Here is a 24,804-nt window from a genome sequence, read left to right as displayed (position 1 = left end):
ATTACACAACAGTGAGCAGGGTGCCATCAAAATCAAATAAATAGACAGAAATTTCAACATGTTCTTTAGCCCATGCCCGTGCGGAATCGCGAGCTATGGTTGCTATGTAGCGCAGCGCAACGTCCCTGTTTGGATCACCATTAATGATGTCAAGAACTTGCCTTGCTGTGTTGGCTCCTTCAATTTCAGGGAGTAACGTCTCGGCAATTCCCGCTTCACGGCACCATTGGGCGAGCAAAACAAAATCGATAGGTGAGGTCTTTGCGTGGGTGTAGGCGTGTCCTTGTGCCAGCTTCACCAGTTTTCCGAAAAAGCATGACCAAGCAGCGCATTTGAATCCCTTATCCGCAGCCGATTCCAGAGAGAATTGTACAAAATCTGCCGCTTGCACAAAGGCAAGTTCTTTCCAATCGGGTAGAGCCTCCATAAGCAAACGTTCACTGCGTCTACCTGTGGAAAATCCAATGCATTCCACTCCTGCCGCAAGAGAGACATCCATACCTTGCAGGATGGTCGCCTTCCATGAACTATGGCTATAGGGTTTCACAGTTCCACGGGTTCCAAGAATAGAGATGCCGCCGAGAATTCCGAGTCGGGCGTTCATCGTGTTTTTTGCCCGCTCTTCACCTTGAGGTACTTCTATACGGACATAAACGCCGCCTGTGTATCCAGCTTCAGCACATGCTTCTTGTACTGCTGCTTTTATTTGTTCCTGTGGTTCCGGATTAATTGCAGGATTTCCTGCCGGTACGGGTAATCCAGGGAGGGTTACTTGCCCGACGCCTTTCCCGCCTTCAAGGATGATACCTGTACTGTCAGGGAGCAACGATACATGTGCTTCTATGTGTAGGCCATTGGTCGCATCTGGATCGTCACCGCCATCTTTGATAACACTTCCGACAGCCCCGTTTTTTTCAAGACGGACACTATGAACAGGGATTTCTAGTCGTTCATTTGGTGTACCAGTAGCCCCGTTTTCCTGTAAAAACGGTGGAAGTGCAATCTCCAGCGTGGTGACAATTTCTTGCGTAAGCAATAAACGGAGTGCTGCACCTGCTGCTGCTGATGCAGACGAACCTGTTGTATAACCTTCTCGTAGTCTCTTTTCTGCCATTTGTAATGTATACTGCTGAGTAGTGGAAATTGCAAAAAAAATAGCTAGCGCGATATCTATAAGATATGTCTATTGCTATAGATAAAACTGATGCAATAAGGTGATTGTGATGGGTATTATCGATTTGATTAAAAACATCAGGGTGATAAAAATGTGATTATGATTGTACCCGACAATTTTCCTTCTTGTATTTTTCAACGTGCGACAGCTGTACTGGTTGTGCGCATTTTTCTTGGTTCCGTTTTTATATACGCGGGAGCCGGAAAACTTTGGGATTTACACGGATTTGCAATTATCATTGAAGAGTTTGGCGTGCTTCCTTTGGGGCTGCTTCCCTTTGTTGCTGTTGGACTTCCCGTGCTCGAGATCCTTGCCGGTGTCGGGCTTGTTTGGAACGTGCGAGGAAGTTTGACTGTGATCACTGCTATGAACCTGATGTTTATGGCAGTACTTGGCTACGCCATGTATAAAGGGCTTGTTATTGCAGACTGCGGCTGTTTTGCTGCGGGTGAAGTGCCTTCCGGATATGATGATGGCAGTGCGTTACGGGACGCATTCATACGGGATGTCGGCTTGTTGTCGGCTTGCTGTTTTTTATTTGTTTCTTCTATGCGAAAGAAACAGGGCGTTAAGATTTTGTAGCTGTTGTAAATAAAACTGTATGCTGAATTGGAGTGTGCTGTGCGTAAGATTTTCGTATGCTGTGTACTGTTGGTTGGGGTTATGATGTTGAGTGGTTTTATGGGAATTGGAGACTCTGAAGTTGAGCTTGAAGCTAAGGCTATTAAGCTTGCCAAAGAAGTGCAGCGTGGTGATTACAACGTCATTTCTTCGCAGGAATTGAAGGATGCGCTTGGCAAAGATAACATACTTGTTATTGATACCATGCCATATGAAGCTTCTTACAAAAAGAATCACATTCCCGGTGCAAAACAATTTTTATTCCCAGTTCCAGAGATGAACGAATGGGATGGTAAAGAAACCGGTGGCAAAACTCAGGCTGACTTCGTTGCATTGCTTGGTGCAGATAAAGATCGCATGCTTGTTTTCTACTGCGGTTTTGTAAAATGTACCCGTTCTCATAATGGTGCCATGTGGGCTCGTAAACTTGGTTATACTAATGTTTACCGTCATCCTGGTGGTATTAAAGCATGGAAAGAAGCCGGATACCCTGTAGATGAAGTTAAATAAGTACGCTGAAGCGTCATTTGCTGATGCTGAATTAACTCCTGAGGCAGCAGCCATTGTTGAAAGGCTGAAGCTTCAGGCAGAAAATCTCTTTGAGACTCGGGCATTGTTGTGTGCCGAGGCTGTTCTGGTCACTCTGAACGAAGCATTTGATGGTTCTCTTTCTGAAGAGCAGGCCATTAACCTTGGTTCGACTTTTTGTATGGGAGTGGGCAGTGCTGGTTGTATGTGCGGGGCACTCGCAGGCGGACTTGCTTCTGTAGGCATGTTCACTGGCAAAGGGCGTCTGGCAACAAGCAACGCGCACGCACGTGAGTGTGGAAAAGATTTGCATGATGCTTTTGTGAGAAATCATAAGACAACGTGCTGTCGTACGCTTACCAGAAATTTTAAAGAGGATGCAGCAAAGCATTTTGCGCAGTGTACAATGCTTACAGGGAATGTAACTGAACTTGCTGCCCGTATTATTATTGCAGAACGTTGTGGAGTAATTTCTGAAAAAACAGCGCGTAAGCCTCTTTCGAAGGCTCATGTTCTGGGGATGCGAGTAGGAAATATTTTTCGAATTCTGCGTAAAAAATGGGTAGCTGGCTGCCGGTAACATACTCGTTATAAGCTGATAGATATGAATAAAAAAAGCCGTGTGCATTGCATACGGCTTTTTTTATTCATTGGGGAACGGGAAAAGGGTTGGCGAACCGACAGGGTGTGGGCATGCCGGTTCGCCGACCGAGAGATATTATATATGTTGCAGGCATATATGAAAGACAGAGGAGAAGACCGCTGTTCTCTCGGTAAGCAGTCTGCCAAATGCGGGCTAGCTGATGACAGACTGGAGTGGCAATGAGCGCACCCGAAGGTGCTGCAGAGAGAAATTTTGAGTTACATTAAGTAACGTATGCAAGTTGTACACTCAATCAATAGCGCTAGCAAGTTAAAATTGTAGTGCTACTTACGAAAAATATGGCGACAAATATTTAATAATGATTGATTATAGCCGGTTAAAATATATTTGAAAAAAAAGTAAAAGAGCATTTTTGTGTTGCCTGTACGTGTTAAAGAAGGGTGTCACATAACTTTAGATTAAGCTTACTCCATATTTACAAGGACAACTTTCAATCGAAGCTGCTTCAACTAAGCAGTTTTTTTCCCAGTGAGTTATTCGGTCTGTAATAATTTTTAAAAATGTTTTTGCACTCTCAGGGTCTTTATCAAGTTCACTTAAGCCCTTTGGACGTGGAAGAATAAGACACATTGCAGCTGTGATTGCCTGAACAGAAAAAAGACGCTCGGTATCGGCGAGAAGCGCCAGCGTACCGAAAATACGTCCTTGAGTAATAGTTCCATGTGTGCTCGATTTGTCCACATAGCTATGTTTTACTGAAAGTGAACCTTCAATAAGCAGATAGGCTTTGTTGTCGATGTCGCCTTGATGAAAAACATGTTCTCCAACCTGATAATGCATTCGTTTGACGAGCAGAGCATAGGAACGAAGACGTTCGAGCGGCACTTTGGAAAAAATTTCAGCTTTAAGCAGCAAGTCGAGATTTTGATCATATTCACAGGATGGGGGCTTTTGACTGGTTTCCATATCTTCTCCCGAGTTCTTTATAGTTAGTTAGCACCATGCACGAGTTCGTAAAGAGCGCCTTTTTTTTCCATAAGTTCAACATAGGTTCCTTTTTCCACAAGCTTTCCGCTACGCAGCACTGCCACTTTATCGTACCCCGGTAAGGTGTCCAGACGGTGTACAACAGAGAGAATAGTTGCTTTGCCTTTGAGCATCCTTTCCATAATATTTTGTATGCGGGTCTGTGACGCATTATCCAAGGCGGAAGTGGCTTCATCGAAAATATAAATAGGTGGTTGTTTGAGGAAAGCTCGTGCAAGGGCAACTTTTTGACGTTGACCGCCTGAAAGATCTTCGCCCATGTTACCAACATTGTGTTCCAAACCTATCTGCAGGACTGTTTCCAATACGCCTTCAATAATAAGCAACTGGTTCATGTGTTGCTGGACACGTTCTTCTGCTCCTGCGTTATCAAGTTTGATGTGACCGTACGCAATGTTGTCCATAATAGTCAGTGTGTGCACATAACTTTTACGGTTGTATGTGTTGAACGTGTTCGGCATATGTTCATCCATGTATTTTTTGAATGACGTGCGAATCCCGCTTATTGAGGTGAAAATATCTTCCGGTATGGAGGAGATAGTATGCTGGCTAGGCGTAAAGTTGAGGCTAAGGTAGAGGAGAGCTCCACGGGCCTCTTGATCTAGATTTTCCAGTCCCTTTTCGGGCGTTTCAGCTCTGCGCAGTTGTTCGACTATGCGGCTGAACTTAGGCATATCTTCCGCAGGGACTGGGCTGCGTTGCAGTAGTTCCTGTTCATCCGGAGAGTTATGAATAAGCTCAATGGTGCGTATGGCAATATTGCTGCCTAGTAGTTCAAGTTGTTGAAATATATTTGATTCTTTAAGGAAATTAACAAAAATTGGTTGTTCGTGAAGGTTTGAGAGGGAGATGCTTTCATCCCGCGGGGCACCAAATACAATATTTTCTGCGATGGACGCGTATTGCAGATATTTTCTGGAATCAAAAAATTCAATATCATTATGAAGCTGTGCACCGTGCAATTGCTGGAACTGCTCCCGGGCGCGGATGAGACTTTCTATTAGTTCCGGTGAAGAATCTTTTTTAAGAGTTGTGCGCAGGCCGAAACCGAGCACATCAACAAAGAGACCCACCTGTTGCGCTACTTCAATGATCCGGTCCAAATCTGGCAGTTCTGGCTCTGTTTCACCTCGTTGCCGCATGAGCGCTTCACTGCTGTACACAAGGTTGTCCAGTATGGTGCCGTCAAAGATAAATGGATGCTGGGCAACAATTCCAACGTTTTCCGCTATATCCTGTTTGGACATCTGGGCAACCTCATGTCCATCCAGCTGCACACTGCCTCCGGTATATTTAAGCATTTGCCCAACTGCACTTGCGAGTGTGGATTTACCGCTTCCTGAGAACCCGACAAGGGCAAGGTGCTCTCCAGCTTTAATCTCCAGATTAATATTATCCAGTAGTCGAATGTTCGTGCCGATTGTGAAAGATAAATCTTTCAGTTCGATGTGGCCGTTCAGTTTGTAGACATCTCTGCCCACTGGCATTGAAGGAAATTCTGCCAGCAGATCAAAGTAATCCATAACTTGTTTGTACCGCACAACGCAGTCCTGATAGAGCTGATAAAACTCCATAAGCTCTTTCCATGGATCGTAAAGTTTTTCGTATGCAGAAAGGAATGCCACCAGTGCACCCAACTGAAATTTTCCTTGAATTGCCAGATAGCCGCCGACAAGAAATAGAATAAATGGCCCAAGAGATTGGAAAATATTGTTCGTAAACTTGATGCCGAATTTTACGATTTGAAGACGATACGTTAGGTCATAAAGCCAGTTTGCAGATTTTTGAAATTTTGTTTCTTCCAATGAATATGCACAGTTACCTTGTATTTCATGGATGCCGGTCATAGACTCACTGATAATACTGCTTGTGCGTCGCCATTCGTTTGTTTTCTGGCGATTCAGCTTATTATATTTGCGTTGCAGGATTGGAATAATCAGCATTTCTACGGGGTAAATGGCAACGGAAAGTGCCGCAAGAAGTGGGTCTAGGTAGACCATGTATCCTGCAAAAGCGAAGAATGTGAGTATGTTTACTAATGGGGCTGAAATGGCCATACCAGCAAACGTAGCCATGGGCAGCAACTCTGCCATGAGAGTGGAAACGACAAGGCCGGGGGAAGTCCTGCGGAAGAAAGGCATGGGGAGGGTGAGGATATGGTCATAGAGATGTTTTCTGATTCTGTAGAGAGTGCTTTCTCCTACTTTTGCTTGAAGAATATTGATCGTGTACTTGAGAATACCGGCAAGGAATACTGCCGAAATATAAATCATGCAGTAGTAGATAAGGGCATCAATTTTTTTGAGTTGAATTGCATCAGAAACAATGCGTTTTTGCATTTCAATAGGAACAAGTCGCATGGCGACCGTTATAACAATGATTGTAATCATTGTTAGTTGTAACGGCCTGTTTTTATGTAGTACCCAAAAGTACATGGAACGCTTCGTAACCGGTGGAAGTTGTTTTGCCATGCTTGGTATCCTTTTATAAATGAAAGGCACATCTTACAGGGATATATAACAATATTAAGAAGAGAGGTACGGTACTATGTGTAATGGCACTTAAAAAGTTGACACTTATTCACAGATTGTCCTTACGGTGGAAACTGTTTCTCACGTTGGTGTTATTCAGCGTGCTCCCTATTTGCGGTACGCTGATTACAGTGGAGCAGCTGGAAACAGACATAAAAGAATACTTATTTGAGAGTACCCGTAATGATCTTGTGAAACAGGCAAGTCTCTCTATGGAAAATATTGCAGTCAACTTTGCAGAAAATCTTGAGAGCAGTGAACGGATGCGACGCGTCATTATTGATGTAGTTTCTCTTACATCTCAAAATCTTATGGAGATGCCTCCGTCTGTAAATTCAAAGCTGCTGTTCTCCGACCAAATTAATCCGACTCTCCCGTATCCTGCAGATCTTGTTGTCGATCCACAACACGCGCCGACTCGTGAACATATGGTCAAATATGGCAGTGACATAAGCAAGTATATTTCCCTTGGGAATATGGCTTTTTACTTGCCGCAGAAGCAGGCCGAACAAGCTGCTGCAAAGCGTGAAGCAGAAAAACTGATTCGCTTACTCCCCTTATTCAAAGAACTGAAAAAATCATGCGGATCATTTCTCTACAAAGTCTATATTGGTACCAAGTCCGGGTTGTTAGCTTATTATCCTGCTCATGCAGGATTTCCAGAAGGGTATGATCCGCGCAAACGAATATGGTATCGCCTTGCTGTTGAAAAGAAAGAAATAGTTTGGCGTGCCCCGGTGACGGATATTTCGACAGGCAAGTTGTTATTCACAGTCTCGGCACCGCTATACGGTGCGGAAAATGAGATAGTTGGCGTTGTGGGATTGGATATTCTAATGGAGCAAGGATTATCCGGCGGGAATATCACGGCGGCATGGTCGAACAATGCTCGTTTGATTCTTGCTGAAGAAGCGGATGATACGAGGACAGGGAGTGCAGGGCTGCGCATAATTGCCCATACCTATAAGAGGGGCGAGAACAATGAAGAGTATTCATGGGTAATGGGGGGAGCGAAAGAGCGCTGGGTTACGTTTGAAAATGATGAACTGAAAGCAAAATTTATGAACGCCGTTGCATCCGGTACATCCGGTACGTTGTTAATGCCGTGGGAAGGGGTGTCTTGTCTTGTGGCATGGGCGCCATTTAAAGATAACAGTTATTTTATAGCTGTGGTGCCGGAAGATGATGTAATGCAGCTGACCAACAAAATACTGGCCTATCTCTACTGGGCAAGCTCTGCTCAACAGCGCATTGTTGAGATAGCTGTTGTTGTCATTATCTTCCTGACGTTCTTTTTTGCTATTTACGCCAGCCAAACTATCTCTAAGCCGATGAATTTAATGATCGATGCTTTCAAAGAACTGGCTCAGGGTAATTTTGGTGCACGGGTTGATTTTAAAACTGGTGACGAACGCGATACGCTTGTGGAGACGTTTAACCGGATAGGTCCGCAGCTCGAACATCTACTGGAAACACAGCAGGCTCTTGATGTGGCGCAGGGAATTCAGGAGAACCTGCTTCCGGCCCGGAGTCCAAAATTGCCGGGATGGCAAATCTCAGGTGCTATTCGCTATTGTGATCAAACTGGTGGAGACTATTACGATTATTATATGACTGCGTGTGACGGGGAGCCTGTGCTTTCTGTTGTTGTCGGTGATGTCTCTGGCCATGGTGTAGCCTCTGCCTTATTGATGACTACGGCTCGTGCTTTGTTGAGGGTGCATACTGAATGCTCACGAATAAGTGCTTCCCGCAGGGTTTCTCAGGTGAGTAATCTGCTTGCGCAGGATGTGCATGGTACGGGGCAATTTATGACTCTGTTTTATCTGGAAATAATGCAGCATAGTAATATTGTTCGTTGGGTTCGGGCAGGGCATGATCCCGCAATCGTGTATCTGCCGGAGCAGGATGATTTTATAGAACTGCGAGGCAAAGGATTGCCGCTTGGTGTGATAGAGCGTTTTGAATATGAGGAAAGCGAAATAGAGCTATCCCAACAGGGAACTATAATTTTTATGGGAACTGACGGAATATGGGAAGCGAGAAAAGGTGGATACGGAGATTTGTTCGGTAAAGAGCGTGTGCGTGATATTATCCGTGAACATGCTACAAAAACTGCTGAGGAAATAAGAGATTACGTGCTTGATGCTGTTGAGGCATGGCAAAAGAATATCCCGAATGCAGATGATGTAACACTTGTTGTACTTAAGAAAGATAAAACTGCAAATGAAGGGTGTCAGGATACAACCATTTGTAATAGTGATTTCTTCATGCAGGAGAATGATAAGAATGAATAGCGGGCGCATATGCTATAGAATGGTAATTCGCACGCGCGATGAATTCATCAAACTTGTATCTGCAATTGATGATATGGCAGAGGAGCGCTCTATTGCGCCTTCTGTAGTATTTAAGATTACCCTCGCACTGGATGAGCTGATAAGTAACATCTTTAACTATGCTTTTAACGAGACGCAAACTCCCGAAGTGGATGTTGTAGTGTGTATTGATCGGGGCGTCTTCTATGCCAAGATTATAGATGAGGGGATGCCCTTTGACATCTCCAAAATACAGGAGCCGGAATTAAACACTCCGATAGAAGACAGGCAGAAACCAATAGGCGGCATGGGTGTACATTTGGTGCGTAAGCTTATGGATTCGTTTACGTATTATAGGTCTGCAGGAAAAAACTACGCTCTTATTTGTGCAAGGATAAATTCGGAAACTCACTAGAAAGGAGCCATATATGGCATTAACAACCATTGATTTACCCAACTGTACGATTCTCGCAATGAGCAACCGTCTGGATGGTTCCCATACAAAAGAGCTTGAGATTAAAGTGGAAGAATTGATTGGTGGAGGAAACCAGCGCTTACTGTTCGATTTTGAAGAGCTTGATTATATTAATAGTGCCGGTCTTAGAATTTTAGTTATGGCATATCAGCAACTTCATCCAAATGGTGGTAAAGTTGCAGTGTGCTGTGCGCGTGATTATATTCAAGAAGTATTCGAAATATCGGGTTATGACCAATTGTTTGGTATGTATACAAGTCGCGACGACGCTGTGAGCGAATTTTAATAAACAGCTAACCGAATGGGAACGGTTGTACCTGTTTATATCATTACCTGTTGCACCGTGTTTCGTTGTGTGTAGAGCCGTGCCAAGAATCTAGCAGACTTCTTGTGGCAGCAAGTGTTGGAAGGAGTAAGCGGTAGGTGTGAGTCCTGCTGTATAAGCGGTAAAAAAAAGCCGATCAGGCAGATCGGCTCATGTATTTTATTTAGAAATTTTTATCTCGACGTCACTACCGGGAGCGTAGCCCTTTAAGGAGCCGAGCATTCCTTCTATGGAGCCACGGATGATGTTTTCTACAAAGGGGTTAAGGCCGACAGGAGAACCATTGACTGTAATGGTCATTGTTGCGTTATTGATAGATTTACATGCTTTTATGGTAGCTTTGTCCGCAACTATCTTTTGAGCGATGACTTCACAAGTTTCTTCACCACAGGCTCCACAGTCAAGTGCTGGCAGCATAAAGGATTTTTTTTCAATACGGTCAAGAAGTTCATCAAGGTTTGCATCAGTGTAGTTTGGAAGGTTTGCTGCTTTGAGGTCGCCAAAAGAAGCAATAGCAAGCCCTCTGTCCAAGGTTTCCTGTTCTTCCGGTTTGCGCAGGAGGATAACACGTGGCAGCCAGCTTAGAGTCTTCCCTCCCTCAACCAGCAAGTAATCTGCCTGTGCTAATGGAAGTACATCTGGCAGCATTTTTTTATTACCCCAATGGATGGCGCATTCATCCTCGCTAAGCCCAATGACGGTTCTTCCTTGTTTTATGAATTGCCCAGTGTCGGTATCCGGTTTGGTTAAGCCGGAGTGAGTGAATTTTGCAATTGTCACGGTCTTGCCGCGTGCTTCAAGAGCATCAGCAAGTTTGCGGGTGAGAGTTGTTTTACCAGATTTTTTGTATCCAACAATGCTGACAGCTTTCATAACGAAGACCTCAATACGGTGTTTAAAAATATATGTTCGCCTTCGGTGCAGGAAAAATCAAGCATTGATATTTCTTGATCATATCAATGTATAATTTCGCACGTCTGAAATTCAACCTTGTTAAATGAATTTAGGCGATAGCACCATCTGCTGCAACGTAGTGTCCATTTTTTGTTATAAATCAGATGCACTGGTAAACATTGTTTATGTATTTTGTAATTTAAATTTTACATTTATATTGTATAGAATTTATATTGTAATATAATGTTAATGTTAAACCCATGCAATTCTAGATAGTCGTCTTTTTCTTAAAAAATATACATTGTTATTATTAAGTAAAAAAAGTCTCAGTTAATGCTGAGACTTTTTTTGTATATGTATACATGAGATAGAAATAGTATTTTTCTTATATAACTCAGCTTAACAATTGTATAACCAGTGATAAATGAGTGTTGATTCCTTTTTAGAATAAATAATGATAGCAGATGTAGTGTATTGGTCGAAACTATATCAATTTTTTAGTGAATTACGAGGGGTTCTACAATGAGAATGATAAAAGTTGCGTATTTTATGATGTTTTTGCTTTGCATTTTTGCAGAAACATCATTTGCACAACAGCTGACAGATGCTCGCTCTCTAGGGATGGGAGGGTGTGGTGTTGCTTCTGCTGACTACAAAACAGCCTTATTTCATAACCCTGCTTTAGCTGCCAAGTATGAAGAATCAGATGATATTGGATTAGCGCTACCGAGTGTTTCCGGGGTTTTTTACGATAAGGATAATTTGGTGGAGGATCTGGATGATCTCAAGGATGCGATCGATTTAGATGCAGGCTCTTCAATTGAAGAAATCCAGAAGGCAAAACAGCTATTAACAGGCGTTAATGATTCTACTCTTAATGCTCAAGTAAGTGCAGGTGCTTCGGTTGTTGTTCCTGCCGATTTAGTAACGTTTGGTTTTTTTGCTGTGACCCATGTTGATTCTTTTGGCTTTGGTGATATTGGAGATATTGATGCTGATGTCGCTAATGCAATTGCGGGCAACCCGTTACAGTCTCAGGGTGGTGCATTTCTATTTAATGCCACAGAGTACGGGGTGACATTCGCTAAAAAGTTTACCGTGAAGTATGGTGACCTTTATGTTGGCGTTAGTCCAAAACTTCAAGAAGTACGGACAATGAAATATGTGCAGAAAGTTGATTCTTTTGATAGTGACGATGTCGAATTGGATGACTTTAAACACTCTGAATTTACAGGTAATGTTGACCTTGGAGTCGCTTTTACAACCCATTACGATGTGACATTTGCTGTTACTGCTCAGAACCTTGTTCCGAAATCTTTTGATATCGATGGGAATGGCAAAGGGTTATCCGCTGTGAAAGGGGAGTACAAACTTAACCCGATGGTTACGGTGGGGACCGCGTATACTCCTATAGATTGGATTACTCTTTCTGCTGATGTCGAATTAACAAAGCGCGAACGTTTTGATAATGTTACCGGCACGATTAACAGCTTTAGTAACTCCTTCGATGACACGCAGTTTGTCGGAGTCGGTGCTGAAATAAATGCTTTTGACTGGGTTCAGCTGCGTGCCGGCTACCGATACGACATGCTCGGAACTATTCCGGGAACAGTGACTGCTGGTTTAGGATTTTCTCCATTTGGTGCATTTCATTTGGATGTAGCTGGTGCATACGGTGGGAGTGGAGTGTATGGCGGGGCTGTAGAGTTAGGGGTTACTTTTTAGTAATGTCAGCTAACACGATCAATACATAAGCCATAAGAGGCCTCATCTAATAAAAAGCATGGAGGAGAAGAACTTCGAGCTTGATATCAGGTGGGGCTTTTTTAATTTTTATAGGTAGGGCGTTGGCACACTATAAAAAAATTTGAAGATGACATTTCTGAATTTAAAAAAGAGGCATGCAGATGGTGGACTGCATGCCTCTCTATCAGGAGCGTGAATTGCTATGCCTTTGAGGTGCCGAGCAGACGTGCAAACATCTGCTTACGATTCATCATATTAGGGGATGCGGCTGCAATAGCCTTTTTAAAGTATTTTGCAGGATCCTGTTGGAACAGGTAGACCACACGTACATCATCCGGATCACCGAGGACGGCTTCTGGATAGCGCTTTTGTGCTGCTGCGAGTCGATCCTTTGCCAGTGCGTCGATTTCGTCTTCGTCACCGAAGGTCATAGCACCTGTCGGGCAGGAAAGAACACAGGCTGGCTTCATACCGTTTTGAATACGGTCAATGCACATATCGCATTTTGAGAGTTGTCCCGTTGCAGGATCCTTGCGCGGAATATCATACGGGCACGCCTCGCGAACGCCGTCAGCATCAACATTTTTGGTGTACTCGGTAAAAATAACTGCGCCTGTTGCTTCGTCCTGAATAACTGCGCGTTCGTCATCGAGTTCCGCCTGCCCGAGGCAAGGCGGCTCGTAACAGTGTCGGCATTGTTCTGGGAAGAATAGCCAGTCAACTTTACCATTGTTTACGATTTCCTCGAAACGGACAAGCCGCAGCGTATTGAAGCTAAGGTCCTTAGGGTTTTGATGTGAACCCCAGTTGACAGTTGCTTCAGCCGGAAGCTTTTTCCATTGCTTGCACGCAACCTGACAGCCACGGCATGCCGTACAGCGGGTAAGATCAACGAAGAATTTCTTTGCCATGACTTACGCTCTCTTTATCTTGCTCACGTTGACCATGAACGCCTTGGTTTCCGGAATACCGGTGTTAGGGTCGCCCACAGAAGGTGTGAGGAGGTTTGCAGAATCACCACCGTTTTTCGGTGTCACCCAGCCATAATGCCAAGGCAGGCCAACGAGATGTACGTCCTGACCATGGACTTTGTAAGGCTTGATGCGTTTAGTTACGATGGCAACACACTCGAGCTTGCCGCGCAGACTGGAAACATGAACAGTCTCGCCGTTGGCAATATTTTCTTTTTTCGCAAGGTCTTCACTGATTTCGCAGAACAGCTGCGGCTCTGCTTCAAGTAACCAGCCTTGATAACGGGTCATAAGGCCGGTCTGCCAATGCTCGGTTACACGGTAGGTTGTACCGACATATGGGAAGCGCGGGTTGGCAACAGCTTTTTCCTCACTGGCAATCTGGAACGCAGTAGGGTTATGCAGCTGTGAAGAGAACGGATTCTTCGCTATAGGACATTCGAGCGGTTCATAATGTTCGGGGAATGGTCCCTCTGCTCGACCCGGGCCGTAGAGCTGGCCGAAGCCGTGTTTGCGCATGATGAACGCATGCTTAGTGCCCGGTTTCCATCCACCGTCAGGAACGTCGCCCTGCCACTTAGTTTTGTCTCCAGTCCATTTGATAACAGCTTTTTTAGGTGCATATGGCTTACCGGTGAGGTCAACGGATGCACGGTTGTAGAGAATACGGCGGTTTACAGGCCAACACCATGCCCAGTTTGGATACAAGCCGATATTTGCTTGTGCGTCATTCTGGGTTTTGTCACGTCGGGCAGCCATGTTGCCCTTATCTGTATAGGACCCGCAGTAGAGCCAGTTGCCGGAACAGGTTGAGCCGTCATCTTTGAGGTATGCAAAGCTCGGGACCTGCTGACCTTTTTTGAACAGTTTGCCTTTAATCTCGGTATCTTTCATGAAGTAACCGTTGATAAGTTTAGCAATGCCATGTGCGTCAAAATGGCCATGGCTGTTCTGCCAGTCTTGTAAACCAAGGCTTACGATAGGGTCAGGATAGGCGCCGCCCTCTGTTTTGTAGAGTTGTTGGATTTTGTCGGTGAGTTTAAGGATTATATCTCCGTCAGGAAGGGTCTGACCATATGGTTTTGGCCCTCGGTAACGCCACTGCATCCAGCGGCCGGAGTTGGTGACGGAACCTTCCTTTTCAATGGAAACAGCACATGGAAGGAAGAATACTTCCGTCTTGATATCTTCGGGCTTCATATTCGGCCCGCGCCAGAACGATGCTGTTTCATTATCGAAGATGTTTACGTTAACAAGCCAGTCAAGTTCAGCCATTGCTTCACGGTTTTTGTTGGCGTTTGCACCACCGCAGGCAGGGTTCTGTCCCCATGCAAAGAAGCCGTCAAACTGGCCTTTGTGCATTTTTTCAAACATGGAAAGCCAGTAGTATTCTGTCATCGGCTTGTGCGCATCAAGTTTTGGCAGCATTTCGTACCCCTTTTCTAGGGATGCTACCGGATACATTGATTTCACAAAACTGGATACATACTTAGGCTTGTTACCCCACCAGTTGGCGGACATAGGATCAGCAGATTTAGGAGTACAGTTTTTGTTATATGCTGCAAGGTCTGCCCATTTTGATTTCGGAGTGCCGAGGTAGCCCGGCAGAATATGGACGAGCAGACAGTGGTCTGTGGAACCCTGTACGTTGGATTCACCACGCAACGCGTTAACACCGCCACCGGCAACGCCGATGTTACCAAGAAGGAGCTGTACCATCGCCATGGTGCGAATGTTTTGAACACCGACTGTGTGCTGAGTCCATCCCATTGCATACATGATAGTTGCAGATTTATCCGGCGCACCGGACGCTGCATATGTTTTATAAACTGTAAGGATGTCTTCTTTTGGGGTTCCGGTAACGGTGGAAACGGTATCTACGTCGTAACGTGCAAAGTGTTTTTTAAGCAGGTTGAATACGCAACGCGGATTCTTCAAGGATTCGTCACGGACCGGAACTCCTTTGTCGTCCACTTCAAAAGCCCATTTAGATTTGTCATAGGTGCTCTTTTTCGGGTCGAAACCGGAGAATAATCCGTCATCAAATGTGTAGTCTTTACCCACTACAAAAGATGCGTTGGTGTAGTTAACAACGTAGTCATGGAAGTACTTATTGTTATCAAGGATGTATTTGATCAGACCGCCGAGGAACGGAATATCCGCTCCTGAACGAATAGGGGCGTACACATCACATTTTGCAGAGGTACGAGTAAAGCGGGGGTCTACATGGATAAGTGTTGCGCCGTTGTCTTTGGCTTTCATTACCCACTTAAAAGAAATCGGGTGGTTCTCGGCAGCGTTGCTGCCCATGATTAATACACAGTCACTGTTCTTTAGATCGATCCAGTGGTTTGTCATCGCACCGCGTCCAAACGACTCTGCCAGAGCCGCTACAGTTGCGCTGTGTCAGATGCGCGCCTGATGTTCTACGTATACCAATCCAAGAGATCTGAGTAATGACTGATATGCCCAGCACTCTTCGTTATCCATAGCTGCTGAGCCAGCAGACGCTATGGCTTCGGTGCGGTTGACCTGTTCGCCTTTTTCATTTTTGAGCTGGAAAGATCGGTCGCGGGTATGTTTTACGCGTTTAGCGATTTCTGAGAGCGCCCAGTCCCATGAAACGGATTTCCATTCTGTGCTGTTAGGTGCACGATATAATGGAGTCTGAGGACGGTTTGCGTTTTCTGCGAGTTGCCAGATGGAAGCGCCTTTAGCGCAGAGGGCACCCTCATTGATTGGATGATCCGGATCGCCTTCTACGTTAATTGCGCGGCCGGTTCCGTCTTCGGCTGTGTGTACAATAAGGCCGCAACCTACAGCACAGTAACAACATACGGATGTTGTCTGCTTAGCCCATTTAAGTTTTTGGAGCTCAGCTTTCGCGACGGTTGGCTTTAAGGAAATGCCTAGACCGCCAAAAGCAGACGCGGTGGCAGCGCCTGCAGAAAGCTTGAGGAATTGCCTGCGTGAGACTGTCATTGTTCCTCCTGATAATGAAGCACTGTTAGCGCCCTCTGGTTTCTCGACCAAGCGCTATTAGCATGCCGAATCCGGAACCATATCCATTGTATACGGAAATGAATGCAGTAGGCAGCAACGGTCGAACAGAGTCAGATTTTTTTCCGGTTGGGATGAGAGTAAGTTTACACAACGCGGCATGCGCGTTAGCGCAGGACAAGGTAGTCCCAAGTCCGGAAAAAGGAAGCAACATCACTTCATCGTGTTGAGAACGAATTTTTCGTTCCATAAAAAAACCCCTTCCAAAATTGATCACTGTGATGAAAACACAATGAAATCATTATGATGAAAGTAGCTTAGCGATGAATGATGTTGTTATACAAAAGAAGAGAGCTTAGGGGGTCTACAGCACTCGGTATAGCGTGTATAGTTTTAAAATTCAGCATGTTATGGTGATGAGAAAAACATATGCTCATGGTTTGACACTGGTTATGCGCATAGTTTGGCACTCGATTGGACGCAACTACTCTACATGTAAAAATTTTACGGTGTTGCTACTTTTTGAAAGGGGTGAAGTCAGGAACAAGATCGCACAGCTGGGACAGAAGAAGGGAGAGCGTGTCTCCATCTCTGTTGTTGTAGCGGAACTCGAGTTCCTTGAGGTAAAGCGGGAAGCGTTGCGGTGTAATCCCTTTAAAACGCTTTAGTCGGGAATGACCGAATTCCCAGAAGGACCCTTCTTTTATCGGAAAGTCATGATCATATTTTCGTATATACTCATACGGTAAGGAGTCATCTCCGCACAGAATAAGAGCATCATACTGACGGTATTTACCCGTGTATATGATGTTTCCGGCACGGAAAAGAGCAAGATGGAAACTGTGGTTGAAATGGAAAACGGTTTCAGCCTCTATGCCACTGACGAGGTCAATAAAGACCCAGCCGTTACGCTCCATGATACCAAAAACAGGGATAGCACCCTTGGCTCTTGCAGGTGGTGCACCTGTAAGTTTCTTTCCTTTAATGTATTTGCCAAGACCGGTTTCAGGCCCGAGAAGTTGTCGCGCATCTGTTGCGTGCGCAAGTAAGGCGAAACGAATAGTGGTTACTGCTTTGTAGGCAGCATTGTAGGAAAGGTTAACTTCCTGTGCCAGTTCGTGCACTGTATATTCTTGCAGGAACATGTGTGCGAGATGGAGCCAAGTAGATGAAGGCAGGCTGCCGTTGTTAATCCAGCGCCCACTGAAATCTTGAAAAGTATATTTGCAAGTCGCGCAGCGATAGCGTCCTCCTGAGAGCTTATAAAGCTTGTGCTGTCCGCATCTTGGGCAGAAGCGCACTCCGGAAGGCCAACAAAAAGAAAGAAGGTATTCTAATGCTGCCTCTTCAGAATTAAGCATTGAGATGTCGAAAACTGCTGTTTCTTGCATAGAACATACTTACTGCTAAATTGACACTGGTGCAAGAACTACATTCTTTTTAGTTGGTTGTACAAACAAGAATTTGAAATGTTAATGCATTATAAAATTTTCAAAATGCTGTATAGATCAGCGTAGCATGGTTGTAAGACACAGCTGTTACTTACAAAGAACTTGCGGTTAACTACCTGAGAGTATACATCATATAAGAAGAGTACCTTTGTTTTTTCCTACTTTTCCAGGGAGCGTGTATGCGTAATGCATTGAAGTTTGCGGCTTGTGCAGTGCTCTGTGTTGTACTGTTAGGATGTGAAACGGAAGTGAAAAAAACTGTGCAGCATGTCACGGTTCCTGGTGTCTCTTCCACGGAAATTACCCTTGGTTCTTCGCTGGCTCTGGAAGGACATGCAAGTTATCTGGGGATACAAACATTGCGTGGTGCATTATGCTATTTACGCAATGTTAACGCTCTTGGAGGCGTGCATGGCAGGCTTATTACATTACAGGCTATTAATGACGGGTATGATCCCACCAGATGTCTTGCCAATACGCATGAGCTGATTAGTCGCGGAAATGTCTTTTCTCTTTTCGGCTTTGTTGGAACTCCCACTACAGTTCGTGTCTTACCACTTATTGAAGAAGCACAAATTCCATTAATTGGTGCCTTTACAGGGGCTAATGCATTGCGTGTGCCTTTTAATCCGTATGTCTTTAATATCCGCGCATCTTACTATCAGGAAACGAAAGCGGCTGTTGATTTGCTTGTATCCAAAATGAAATGCAAACGGATTGCAGTTTTTTATCAATACGATGCATATGGATTTGACGGGCTTACGGGAACAGAGCTTGCTTTGCGTGAAGTAGGGCTTGCACCCGTTGCACGTGGCTCATATGTTCGGGGTCGAATGAACATAGATGAGGCGCTGCAGCGTATAGTTGGAGCTCAGCCGGATGCTGTTGTTCTTGTAGGTACCTACGAGCCTTGCGCAGAATTTATTAAAAAAGCGGATGCCCTCGGGCTGGACGCCGTGTTTTTTAATGTATCTTTTGTTGGTGCGGAAGAGCTTGCCAGACGTTTGCCGGACGGCATAAAGGGAGACGTGCTTGTTTCGCAGGTTGTTCCCCCTCCTTCTGCGCATCAGGTTGGTGACCTGATGGGGATTGCAGATGATTATGTGCGCCACCTGAAAGTATATTATCCGGAAGACGTGCCTAGTGCAGTCGGCCTTGAAGGGTATTTGAATGCACGGGTTCTGGTTGAAGGATTGCGCAGGGCTGGACGGAGTCTAACCCGAGAATGTTTTATGAATGCATTGGAATCGATGGATTTACCGCTTGGTGGATATGCTTCTGTAGCCTTCACTCCTAACGATCATCAGGGCTTGGATATGGTGTACTATACCGTGTTGGACAATGGCGAATTTAAATTGATTGACGATATTGACCGATTGTTAAAGCGTAGTGCTTTGGTCAAACTTGAGGAGCCTGTTATCCAATGATTCGCTCAAAATTTGCACAACTCAGTTTGAAGAATAAATTCTTCTTTTCTATTCTGATAGTCATTTTGCTTATTAGCGGCACTATCGCTTTGCTTGCGCGCTGGATACTTATTTCCGGGCTGACGCAGGAACTTGAAATGCGGGGGACAGCTATTGCGCATAGCGTGGCAACACGTGGCACAGAATATATTTTAGAAAATGACACAGACCACCTGCTAAGTGTGCTTTTTGATGAAAAGCAGCTCTACGAGCGTAGAAATCTTGTCGCGTATATCTATGTTGAAGGGAAAAACGGAAAGGTTATGAGCCATACGTTTACAACTCCCTTTCCTAAAAGGTTAAAGGGTATTAACCCCGTTACGCATAAGGTAGAAAAGAGCGTTGAGATTGTGCCATTTGGAGGGCATGAAGCGTATGATATTGCAGTACCCATTAAAGAGGGTATTTATCAAATAGGTACGGTTCATGTGGGGTTATCTAAGGCGCATATAGATAACCTTGTGGGTAAGTTGCGCGCAATGTTCTTAGGGTTTATCTCTGCGGTCATTATTATTACTTTTTGGGTTAGTCATAGGTTAGCAAAATATATAGCCGATCCTGTCATGACTTTGACCAAAATTTCAGATGACCTATCGCGAGGTAATTTTTCCTCTTCAGACCTTATTAATACTGAGGAGCAGATAGCGTGTCCTGCCTTTCATGATACGGATTTGCCTTGTTGGCATTTTGATGAACAGCGGATGGGCTCCGGCAAAACAGAGGCAAGACCGCATCGTTGTAAAAAATGTGCATTTTATAATGAGCCGAGTGATGGTGATGAGGTTCAGCAGCTAACTACATCCTTTCGCAATATGGTGTGGTCTATCCGGTTGTACCGTCGCAGATTGCAGGAATCAGAAAATACTTATCGGTCACTCTTCCGCAGCGGGCCTGATCCTATTTTTGTCGTGGATGTGCAGACTCGGAAATTGGTGGATGCAAACCCGCGGACAGAGGAACTTTACGGGTATACTCGTGATGAACTGGTTGGTATGCCCTATTCGGTGCTTGGTGAAGAGCATGCAAAAGAATGTTTTGAATACTTCGGCAATGATGAGCTGTGTGCTGAGGCGATGAAGTCTGCGCGTATTGTGCATTTACGCAAAGACGGAATTCCTATGTATGTCAACTTGACAGCCTGTCTTATCAGTTACCGCACCCGTCCGGCGATTATTGTTGCGACAACCGATGTTACTGATATTGTAGAAAAAGATGCTCAGCTTATTCAGGCATCTAAGATGAAGTCTCTTGGTGAAATGTCCACTGGGGTAGCACATGAGCTTAATCAGCCATTGAATGCCATCCGTATGGGCAGTGATTTCTTATCAATGGTGCACGAGCAGGGTATTGAAATCCCGCCGGAGCAGTATGTACAAGTTGTTACTGAAATTAGCACACAGGTCGACAGGGCTTCTGACATCATAAATACACTCAGGTCGTTCGGTCGAAAAGCGGACTTGTTGCTTGAAGATGTAAATTTGAACGAGCCGGTAGGGTCTGTTGTTTCATTACTTAGCAGACAATTCCTTATTGAGGATGTTCATATTGTCACAGAACTAGATTCGGAACTGCCGTACATTACTGCACAGCACAACAAGTTGCAGCAGGTGTTGTTGAATCTAGTAATTAATGCCCGTGACGCTATTGTAGAAAGAAATGAAGATGGAAGGGATGTGAGAGGCCGTATTCTGATTCGAACAGAATATGACGATGATGGGGTATCTGTTTCGGTTGAAGATAACGGAACCGGTATTCCTGACCATGTGGCGGAGAAGGTATTTGAACCGTTCTTCACAACAAAGGCCACAGGGCAAGGAATGGGGCTTGGCCTTGCTATATCCTACGGTATTGTGCGTGAGTATGGGGGAGAGCTCAGTATTCTAAGCACAGTAGGTGAAGGCACATGCTTTACTGTTCGTTTCCCGCGTCAAGAGGTGGCTCGAGTAGCCAATTAGGGAAAGGTAATTTGTATGAAGATTTTAGTTATTGATGATGAGCAACCTACACTAACAATGTTTCAATTGTTATTGAGTACGTTGGGGCATGAGGTTTTGTTAGCTAATTCCGGAGAACGTGGACTTGAGGTTTTTGCGGAACATCGTCCGCCGCTGGTGTTAACTGACATTAAAATGCCCGGTATGGATGGCATTGAAGTGCTTAGTCGTCTTAAAGAAGACGAGCCTAATGTTGAAGTCGTTGTTATTACAGGGCATGGCGATATGGATGTTGCTATTCAGGCGTTACACCTTGATGCCACCGACTTTATCAATAAGCCTCTCCGTCTTGAAGTTCTTGAAAAAGCTTTGGAACGTGTTGAAGAGCGTATTAAGTTGAACACGGAAAAATTTATAACACTGGCCACGCGATTTACAAGTGATACGATGGTAGTTAGCGTTCGCGGTACACTTGGAACTGCGGATGAAGCAGAAATAAAACATGCGTTTAAAGGCGCAGGAAGGGCTCAGCGAATCGTTTTGGATTTTACAGAAAATACCTCTATTAACGGTGCTGCGATTGCCTTGCTGACCGACTCAATTCGTTCATTTTATAATGACGGCGGAAAAGTTGTTATTTCTGGTTTGTCAGAGAACTTCCGCAATGTTTTTGAAATAATGGGTGTGACCAGATTTGCAACCTTTGTAGATAATATACAGGATGTGCAACTGTAAAATATTGTCAACAATACTTGATAGTTAAATAGTTTTTTTGACTTCAAATACTCGAACTAACGGGATGGGGTCAAAAAAATCGTGTTCGGATAGGTGACTTTTTCGTATTTTTTACAGGGTACCTAACTATCAGGAGGTGAGACATGATCTGGTCAATAACCAAACGGTATCAACTGCTTCTGGTATTGCTGGCGTTAGCAATTCTAGCAGGTTGTACAAACAGATATAATCCAAATGTGTACTCCGGCGATCAAGCGATGCAGGCTGACAAAATCAGTTACGGAACAATTACACGTATTAACGCGGTTACCATTAAAGACGACAACACAGGCGTCGGTTTGGTTGGCGGCGGTGTTGCTGGCGGTGTCCTTGGTAGTCAAATTGGCGGCGGATCTGGACGGGTTCTTGGCGCGGTAGGTGGTGCAATTATTGGTGCTGCTGCTGGTGCACTGGCCGAAGATGAGTTTCAGAAAACCAACGGCGTGCAGATAACTGTAAAATTAGATTCCGGAAACTCTGTCTCTATAGTTCAGGCTGCTGAAGGATCAAATTATAGCGTTGGGCAGCGTGTTCGTGTTGTAACATCGCCGAATGGACGAGCAAGAGTTCTTCCGTATTAGTCTATAAATATGACATAAAAAAAGCGACCTCGGGGTCGCTTTTTTTATGTCTATTTTTGAATAGTGCTAATTAAAGTGATAATAATTTATTCATTGTTGCTTTGAGTGAATCAGAAACAGAATTTACATCATGTACGGCTGATTCTGCTTCTTTCATCTTATCTGTCGTCATAGAAGAAATGCGACTGATTTCTTCAATAGCCAGAGTAATTTCTTCGCTGGCGGCTGATTGTTGTTCTGCTGCTGTTGCAATGGCTCTTACCTGATCCGTAGCAGGAGTGATTTTAGCAACAATGCGCTCAAAGGCTTCTCCGGACTGGGTGACCAGATCTGTGGCGTTTTCAACCGCACTGGCGGTATTGGCCATAGCTTCTATGTTTTGCTGTGTTTCGGTTTGAATGCTCTGTATAGCCGCTCCTACACGACCCGTTGCTTCCATTGTGTTTTCGGCAAGTTTACGCACTTCATCTGCTACAACGGCAAACCCGCGGCCTGCATCGCCTGCCCGTGCTGCTTCAATGGCTGCGTTAAGGGCAAGTAAATTTGTCTGGTCTGCTATGTCGCTGATTACATTAAGTATCTCTCCAATGGATTCAACCTGCTTGCCAAGCCCGCTCATTTCTTTTGTGAGCTGTTCTGAAAGGTTAGATACATTTTTAATAGTAGAAACTGACTCACTTACCACTGCAAGGCCGGATTCTGCTTCATTGAAAACAACATCTACACTTGTAGCCGCTTCAGAAGCATTTCTTGCAACTTCCAGAATAGTGCTGTTCATCTCTTCCATAGCAGTTGCGGTTTCGCTGTTTCGCGCGTCTTGTTGGTGTACTCCCTCTGCGGTGCTAAGAATCTGTGAATTTAGCTCTGATGAAGCAGATGTGAGATTCAGTACAAGTTTATCAAGTTCTTTAGCAGCTTCCTGGCTCTGATTATAAGCTTGTCGTGCGCTTTCTTCAGCAGTTTTTGCTTGAGTTGTTGCTTGTTCGGCTTCTTCTGAGCGGACGCGTGCTTCCTTCATATTATGTTCAATTTCGTGGATGTTTTGCTGAAGTGTTTCTGCCATGGAGTTCACAGCGTGTTGCATTGCTGCAATTTCATCGCGTCCATTCGGATTACAACGGGCAGACAGGTTTCCTTGTGCAATTTGGGTGATAACGTCAGAACTTTGGATGATTGGGCGGGCGATAAATCCGGCAAGATAGAATGTGACACCGAGCGCGCCGAGAATGCATAGCATGCCTAGCAGAATCAGTTTTATGGTTAAGTTCTTTGCATTAACAAGTGCAACGTCTTTAGCTACAGATAAGGCTACCGCCCAGTTATCGTTTGCATTGCCGAGTTGAACCGGTACGAAAAAATATAAGAAGTTTTCATCTTCTGTCTGTATAACTTTATTCTGCTGTGTGCGTTGTAGCAGGGAGCTACCGCGTGGGATAATTGTGTCGATATTCGTTCCCAGAGCGTCTGGATTGCCTGTGTGAGCCTGAATTTTTCCACTTGAAGATACGAGTGTTAAACTGCATTTTCCATTGAATGCGGTAAGTGTGTCCACGATGTTGTTGAGAAAATCAGTTGAAAGATCAACGCCGACAACGCCGAGCACTTTCCCGTTCATGATAATTGGAACAGAGAGACTGGAAACGCTGTAAGTGGAACCTGATGAAGTTTTATAGGTTGTAACTTCAGTGGCGAACTCTTGGCGAGTGTCACGGCTGTGCGTATACCACGTATCGTTTAGCGGTGGGCATGGAGCCAGATGTAATGTTCCTTCGGAACGGCTCCAGTATGGGGCAAATTGACCACTGTCCAGACTGTATGTCTTTTCATTAAGGTAAGCGTCGTCATTATCGAAGGCGTTAGGTTCAAAGGCGAGCCAAACTCCAAACAAATTCGGGTTGCTGATAGCAACATCTTTTAAAATTTGAACAACCTGCTCCCGGCTTTTCGGGGTGTCCGCACTAAGTATTCCCTTAATTGTTTGTGAAAGGGTTCGGGCAATAGTAAAGCCTTGATTAAATTGTTCATCAATTGCTAACTGTTGCTTGTTTACAACTTCGTTAGAGAAAAGACGCGCTGATTCATTCGCTTCATTGTATGACGAGCTGATTGAAATGGCGAGAAGAAGTCCAATAAACACAAGGAAGCAGGCTGAAATCTGCACAAGCAGTTTTAGCTTTAACGATTTGAAATTCATGTGTAACTCCGGTCATATTGGGTTGAGTGTGAAAATGTGGAGAGAGAATCGGTGCGGATGGCTGGAGTTTTTTCTTGCTCATACTTCATTGGGATCGGTCAGTTAAAGCAATACATTAGTCTGTAGGTGTTATGTTGTCATTGTCGTGGGGTGTTGTGGTGAAAATTGTAGCT

General features: G+C 44.7%; 20 protein-coding genes. 11 read left to right on the top strand and 9 right to left on the bottom strand.

Annotated elements, in window-relative coordinates:
- Position 1: 1 nt before the first annotated feature.
- On the bottom strand, positions 2-1,114 hold the full coding sequence (gene cbiD / locus F461_RS0106895; protein ID WP_020000420.1) for a cobalt-precorrin-5B (C(1))-methyltransferase CbiD: 1,113 nt from the start codon (positions 1,112-1,114) through the stop codon (positions 2-4).
- A gap of 159 nt (positions 1,115-1,273) precedes the next feature.
- On the opposite strand from cbiD, the gene F461_RS0106890 reads away from it, so the two are divergent.
- The 3 genes from F461_RS0106890 (at position 1,274) to F461_RS17285 (ending at position 2,903) form a co-directional block, all read left to right on the top strand.
- On the top strand, positions 1,274-1,756 hold the full coding sequence (locus F461_RS0106890) for a MauE/DoxX family redox-associated membrane protein (protein WP_071410333.1): 483 nt from the start codon (positions 1,274-1,276) through the stop codon (positions 1,754-1,756).
- A gap of 81 nt (positions 1,757-1,837) precedes the next feature.
- The gene (locus F461_RS0106885; protein ID WP_051089204.1) at positions 1,838-2,305 is read left to right on the top strand and encodes a rhodanese-like domain-containing protein; all 468 of its coding nucleotides are present in this window, start codon (positions 1,838-1,840) and stop codon (positions 2,303-2,305) included.
- On the top strand, positions 2,292-2,903 hold the full coding sequence (locus tag F461_RS17285; protein WP_020000417.1) for a C-GCAxxG-C-C family (seleno)protein: 612 nt from the start codon (positions 2,292-2,294) through the stop codon (positions 2,901-2,903). The genes F461_RS0106885 and F461_RS17285 overlap by 14 nt, the downstream gene beginning before the upstream one ends.
- 477 nt (positions 2,904-3,380) lie before the next feature.
- Here the strand turns inward: F461_RS17285 and F461_RS0106870 are convergent, their stop codons facing one another.
- The gene (locus F461_RS0106870) at positions 3,381-3,893 is read right to left on the bottom strand and encodes a cyclic nucleotide-binding domain-containing protein (protein WP_020000415.1); all 513 of its coding nucleotides are present in this window, start codon (positions 3,891-3,893) and stop codon (positions 3,381-3,383) included.
- Between the two features lie 23 nt (positions 3,894-3,916).
- Positions 3,917-6,445: an ABC transporter ATP-binding protein/permease gene (locus tag F461_RS0106865; protein ID WP_020000414.1), complete on the bottom strand. Its 2,529-nt coding sequence runs from the start codon at positions 6,443-6,445 to the stop codon at positions 3,917-3,919.
- Between the two features lie 83 nt (positions 6,446-6,528).
- Here F461_RS0106865 and F461_RS0106860 point away from each other — a divergent pair, with 83 nt between their 5' ends.
- From F461_RS0106860 to F461_RS0106850, 3 genes are read left to right on the top strand one after another with little or no spacing between them, the layout of a single operon-like run.
- Positions 6,529-8,802, top strand: a complete 2,274-nt coding sequence (locus F461_RS0106860) for a SpoIIE family protein phosphatase (protein ID WP_020000413.1) — start codon at positions 6,529-6,531, stop codon at positions 8,800-8,802.
- Positions 8,795-9,235, top strand: coding sequence for an ATP-binding protein (locus F461_RS17280; protein ID WP_020000412.1), 441 nt, complete (start codon positions 8,795-8,797; stop codon positions 9,233-9,235). The genes F461_RS0106860 and F461_RS17280 overlap by 8 nt, the downstream gene beginning before the upstream one ends.
- 13 nt (positions 9,236-9,248) lie before the next feature.
- Complete coding sequence (locus F461_RS0106850; RefSeq protein ID WP_020000411.1) at positions 9,249-9,581, top strand: STAS domain-containing protein; 333 nt, start codon at positions 9,249-9,251, stop codon at positions 9,579-9,581.
- A gap of 198 nt (positions 9,582-9,779) precedes the next feature.
- On the opposite strand, the gene F461_RS0106845 is transcribed toward F461_RS0106850, so the two are convergent.
- Positions 9,780-10,493 carry a molybdopterin-guanine dinucleotide biosynthesis protein MobB gene (locus F461_RS0106845; protein ID WP_020000410.1) on the bottom strand — a complete coding sequence of 238 codons (714 nt, stop codon included), beginning with the start codon at positions 10,491-10,493 and terminating at the stop codon, positions 9,780-9,782.
- Between the two features lie 543 nt (positions 10,494-11,036).
- Here F461_RS0106845 and F461_RS0106840 point away from each other — a divergent pair.
- Positions 11,037-12,239 carry a conjugal transfer protein TraF gene (locus F461_RS0106840; RefSeq protein ID WP_020000409.1) on the top strand — a complete coding sequence of 401 codons (1,203 nt, stop codon included), beginning with the start codon at positions 11,037-11,039 and terminating at the stop codon, positions 12,237-12,239.
- A gap of 221 nt (positions 12,240-12,460) precedes the next feature.
- Here the strand turns inward: F461_RS0106840 and F461_RS0106835 are convergent, their stop codons facing one another.
- The 4 genes from F461_RS0106835 to F461_RS0106815 form a co-directional block, all read right to left on the bottom strand.
- Positions 12,461-13,171, bottom strand: coding sequence for a 4Fe-4S dicluster domain-containing protein (locus F461_RS0106835; protein ID WP_020000408.1), 711 nt, complete (start codon positions 13,169-13,171; stop codon positions 12,461-12,463).
- Between the two features lie 3 nt (positions 13,172-13,174).
- Entirely contained in the window at positions 13,175-16,213 is a 3,039-nt protein-coding gene (gene fdnG / locus F461_RS0106830; protein WP_082208186.1) for a formate dehydrogenase-N subunit alpha, read from the bottom strand.
- A gap of 25 nt (positions 16,214-16,238) precedes the next feature.
- Positions 16,239-16,481: a hypothetical protein gene (locus tag F461_RS0106820; RefSeq protein WP_020000407.1), complete on the bottom strand. Its 243-nt coding sequence runs from the start codon at positions 16,479-16,481 to the stop codon at positions 16,239-16,241.
- Between the two features lie 265 nt (positions 16,482-16,746).
- Positions 16,747-17,622, bottom strand: a complete 876-nt coding sequence (locus tag F461_RS0106815; RefSeq protein WP_020000406.1) for a transposase — start codon at positions 17,620-17,622, stop codon at positions 16,747-16,749.
- A gap of 239 nt (positions 17,623-17,861) precedes the next feature.
- Here F461_RS0106815 and F461_RS0106810 point away from each other — a divergent pair, with 239 nt between their 5' ends.
- From F461_RS0106810 to F461_RS0106795, 4 genes are all read left to right on the top strand, one after another.
- Positions 17,862-19,109 carry an ABC transporter substrate-binding protein gene (locus F461_RS0106810; protein WP_020000405.1) on the top strand — a complete coding sequence of 416 codons (1,248 nt, stop codon included), beginning with the start codon at positions 17,862-17,864 and terminating at the stop codon, positions 19,107-19,109.
- Positions 19,106-21,103 (top strand): ATP-binding protein, encoded by a 1,998-nt coding sequence (locus tag F461_RS0106805; RefSeq protein WP_020000404.1) that lies wholly within the window; start codon positions 19,106-19,108, stop codon positions 21,101-21,103. The genes F461_RS0106810 and F461_RS0106805 overlap by 4 nt, the downstream gene beginning before the upstream one ends.
- Before the next feature lie 15 nt (positions 21,104-21,118).
- Complete coding sequence (locus tag F461_RS0106800; protein ID WP_020000403.1) at positions 21,119-21,817, top strand: response regulator; 699 nt, start codon at positions 21,119-21,121, stop codon at positions 21,815-21,817.
- A gap of 143 nt (positions 21,818-21,960) precedes the next feature.
- The gene (locus F461_RS0106795) at positions 21,961-22,437 is read left to right on the top strand and encodes an outer membrane lipoprotein (protein ID WP_020000402.1); all 477 of its coding nucleotides are present in this window, start codon (positions 21,961-21,963) and stop codon (positions 22,435-22,437) included.
- A gap of 70 nt (positions 22,438-22,507) precedes the next feature.
- Here the strand turns inward: F461_RS0106795 and F461_RS0106790 are convergent, their stop codons facing one another.
- The gene (locus F461_RS0106790; RefSeq protein WP_020000401.1) at positions 22,508-24,631 is read right to left on the bottom strand and encodes a methyl-accepting chemotaxis protein; all 2,124 of its coding nucleotides are present in this window, start codon (positions 24,629-24,631) and stop codon (positions 22,508-22,510) included.
- Positions 24,632-24,804 lie beyond the last annotated feature (173 nt).

This window comes from Halodesulfovibrio aestuarii DSM 17919 = ATCC 29578, from assembly GCF_000384815.1.
GTDB lineage: Bacteria > Desulfobacterota > Desulfovibrionia > Desulfovibrionales > Desulfovibrionaceae > Halodesulfovibrio > Halodesulfovibrio aestuarii.
This window is presented reverse-complemented; position numbering and strand designations above follow the sequence as displayed.

Coding starts and splice junctions, on each gene's coding strand:
- F461_RS17280 (WP_020000412.1), top strand. CDS start 8,795: ATGAATAGCGGGCGCATATGCTATAGAATGGTAATTCGCACGCGCGAT.
- cbiD (WP_020000420.1), bottom strand. CDS start 1,114: ATGGCAGAAAAGAGACTACGAGAAGGTTATACAACAGGTTCGTCTGCA.
- F461_RS0106805 (WP_020000404.1), top strand. CDS start 19,106: ATGATTCGCTCAAAATTTGCACAACTCAGTTTGAAGAATAAATTCTTC.
- F461_RS0106795 (WP_020000402.1), top strand. CDS start 21,961: ATGATCTGGTCAATAACCAAACGGTATCAACTGCTTCTGGTATTGCTG.
- F461_RS0106800 (WP_020000403.1), top strand. CDS start 21,119: ATGAAGATTTTAGTTATTGATGATGAGCAACCTACACTAACAATGTTT.
- F461_RS0106865 (WP_020000414.1), bottom strand. CDS start 6,445: ATGGCAAAACAACTTCCACCGGTTACGAAGCGTTCCATGTACTTTTGG.
- F461_RS0106820 (WP_020000407.1), bottom strand. CDS start 16,481: ATGGAACGAAAAATTCGTTCTCAACACGATGAAGTGATGTTGCTTCCT.
- F461_RS0106860 (WP_020000413.1), top strand. CDS start 6,529: ATGGCACTTAAAAAGTTGACACTTATTCACAGATTGTCCTTACGGTGG.
- F461_RS0106835 (WP_020000408.1), bottom strand. CDS start 13,171: ATGGCAAAGAAATTCTTCGTTGATCTTACCCGCTGTACGGCATGCCGT.
- F461_RS0106890 (WP_071410333.1), top strand. CDS start 1,274: ATGATTGTACCCGACAATTTTCCTTCTTGTATTTTTCAACGTGCGACA.
- F461_RS0106870 (WP_020000415.1), bottom strand. CDS start 3,893: ATGGAAACCAGTCAAAAGCCCCCATCCTGTGAATATGATCAAAATCTC.
- F461_RS0106840 (WP_020000409.1), top strand. CDS start 11,037: ATGAGAATGATAAAAGTTGCGTATTTTATGATGTTTTTGCTTTGCATT.
- F461_RS17285 (WP_020000417.1), top strand. CDS start 2,292: ATGAAGTTAAATAAGTACGCTGAAGCGTCATTTGCTGATGCTGAATTA.
- F461_RS0106810 (WP_020000405.1), top strand. CDS start 17,862: ATGCGTAATGCATTGAAGTTTGCGGCTTGTGCAGTGCTCTGTGTTGTA.
- F461_RS0106845 (WP_020000410.1), bottom strand. CDS start 10,493: ATGAAAGCTGTCAGCATTGTTGGATACAAAAAATCTGGTAAAACAACT.
- F461_RS0106885 (WP_051089204.1), top strand. CDS start 1,838: ATGATGTTGAGTGGTTTTATGGGAATTGGAGACTCTGAAGTTGAGCTT.
- F461_RS0106850 (WP_020000411.1), top strand. CDS start 9,249: ATGGCATTAACAACCATTGATTTACCCAACTGTACGATTCTCGCAATG.
- F461_RS0106790 (WP_020000401.1), bottom strand. CDS start 24,631: ATGAATTTCAAATCGTTAAAGCTAAAACTGCTTGTGCAGATTTCAGCC.
- F461_RS0106815 (WP_020000406.1), bottom strand. CDS start 17,622: ATGCAAGAAACAGCAGTTTTCGACATCTCAATGCTTAATTCTGAAGAG.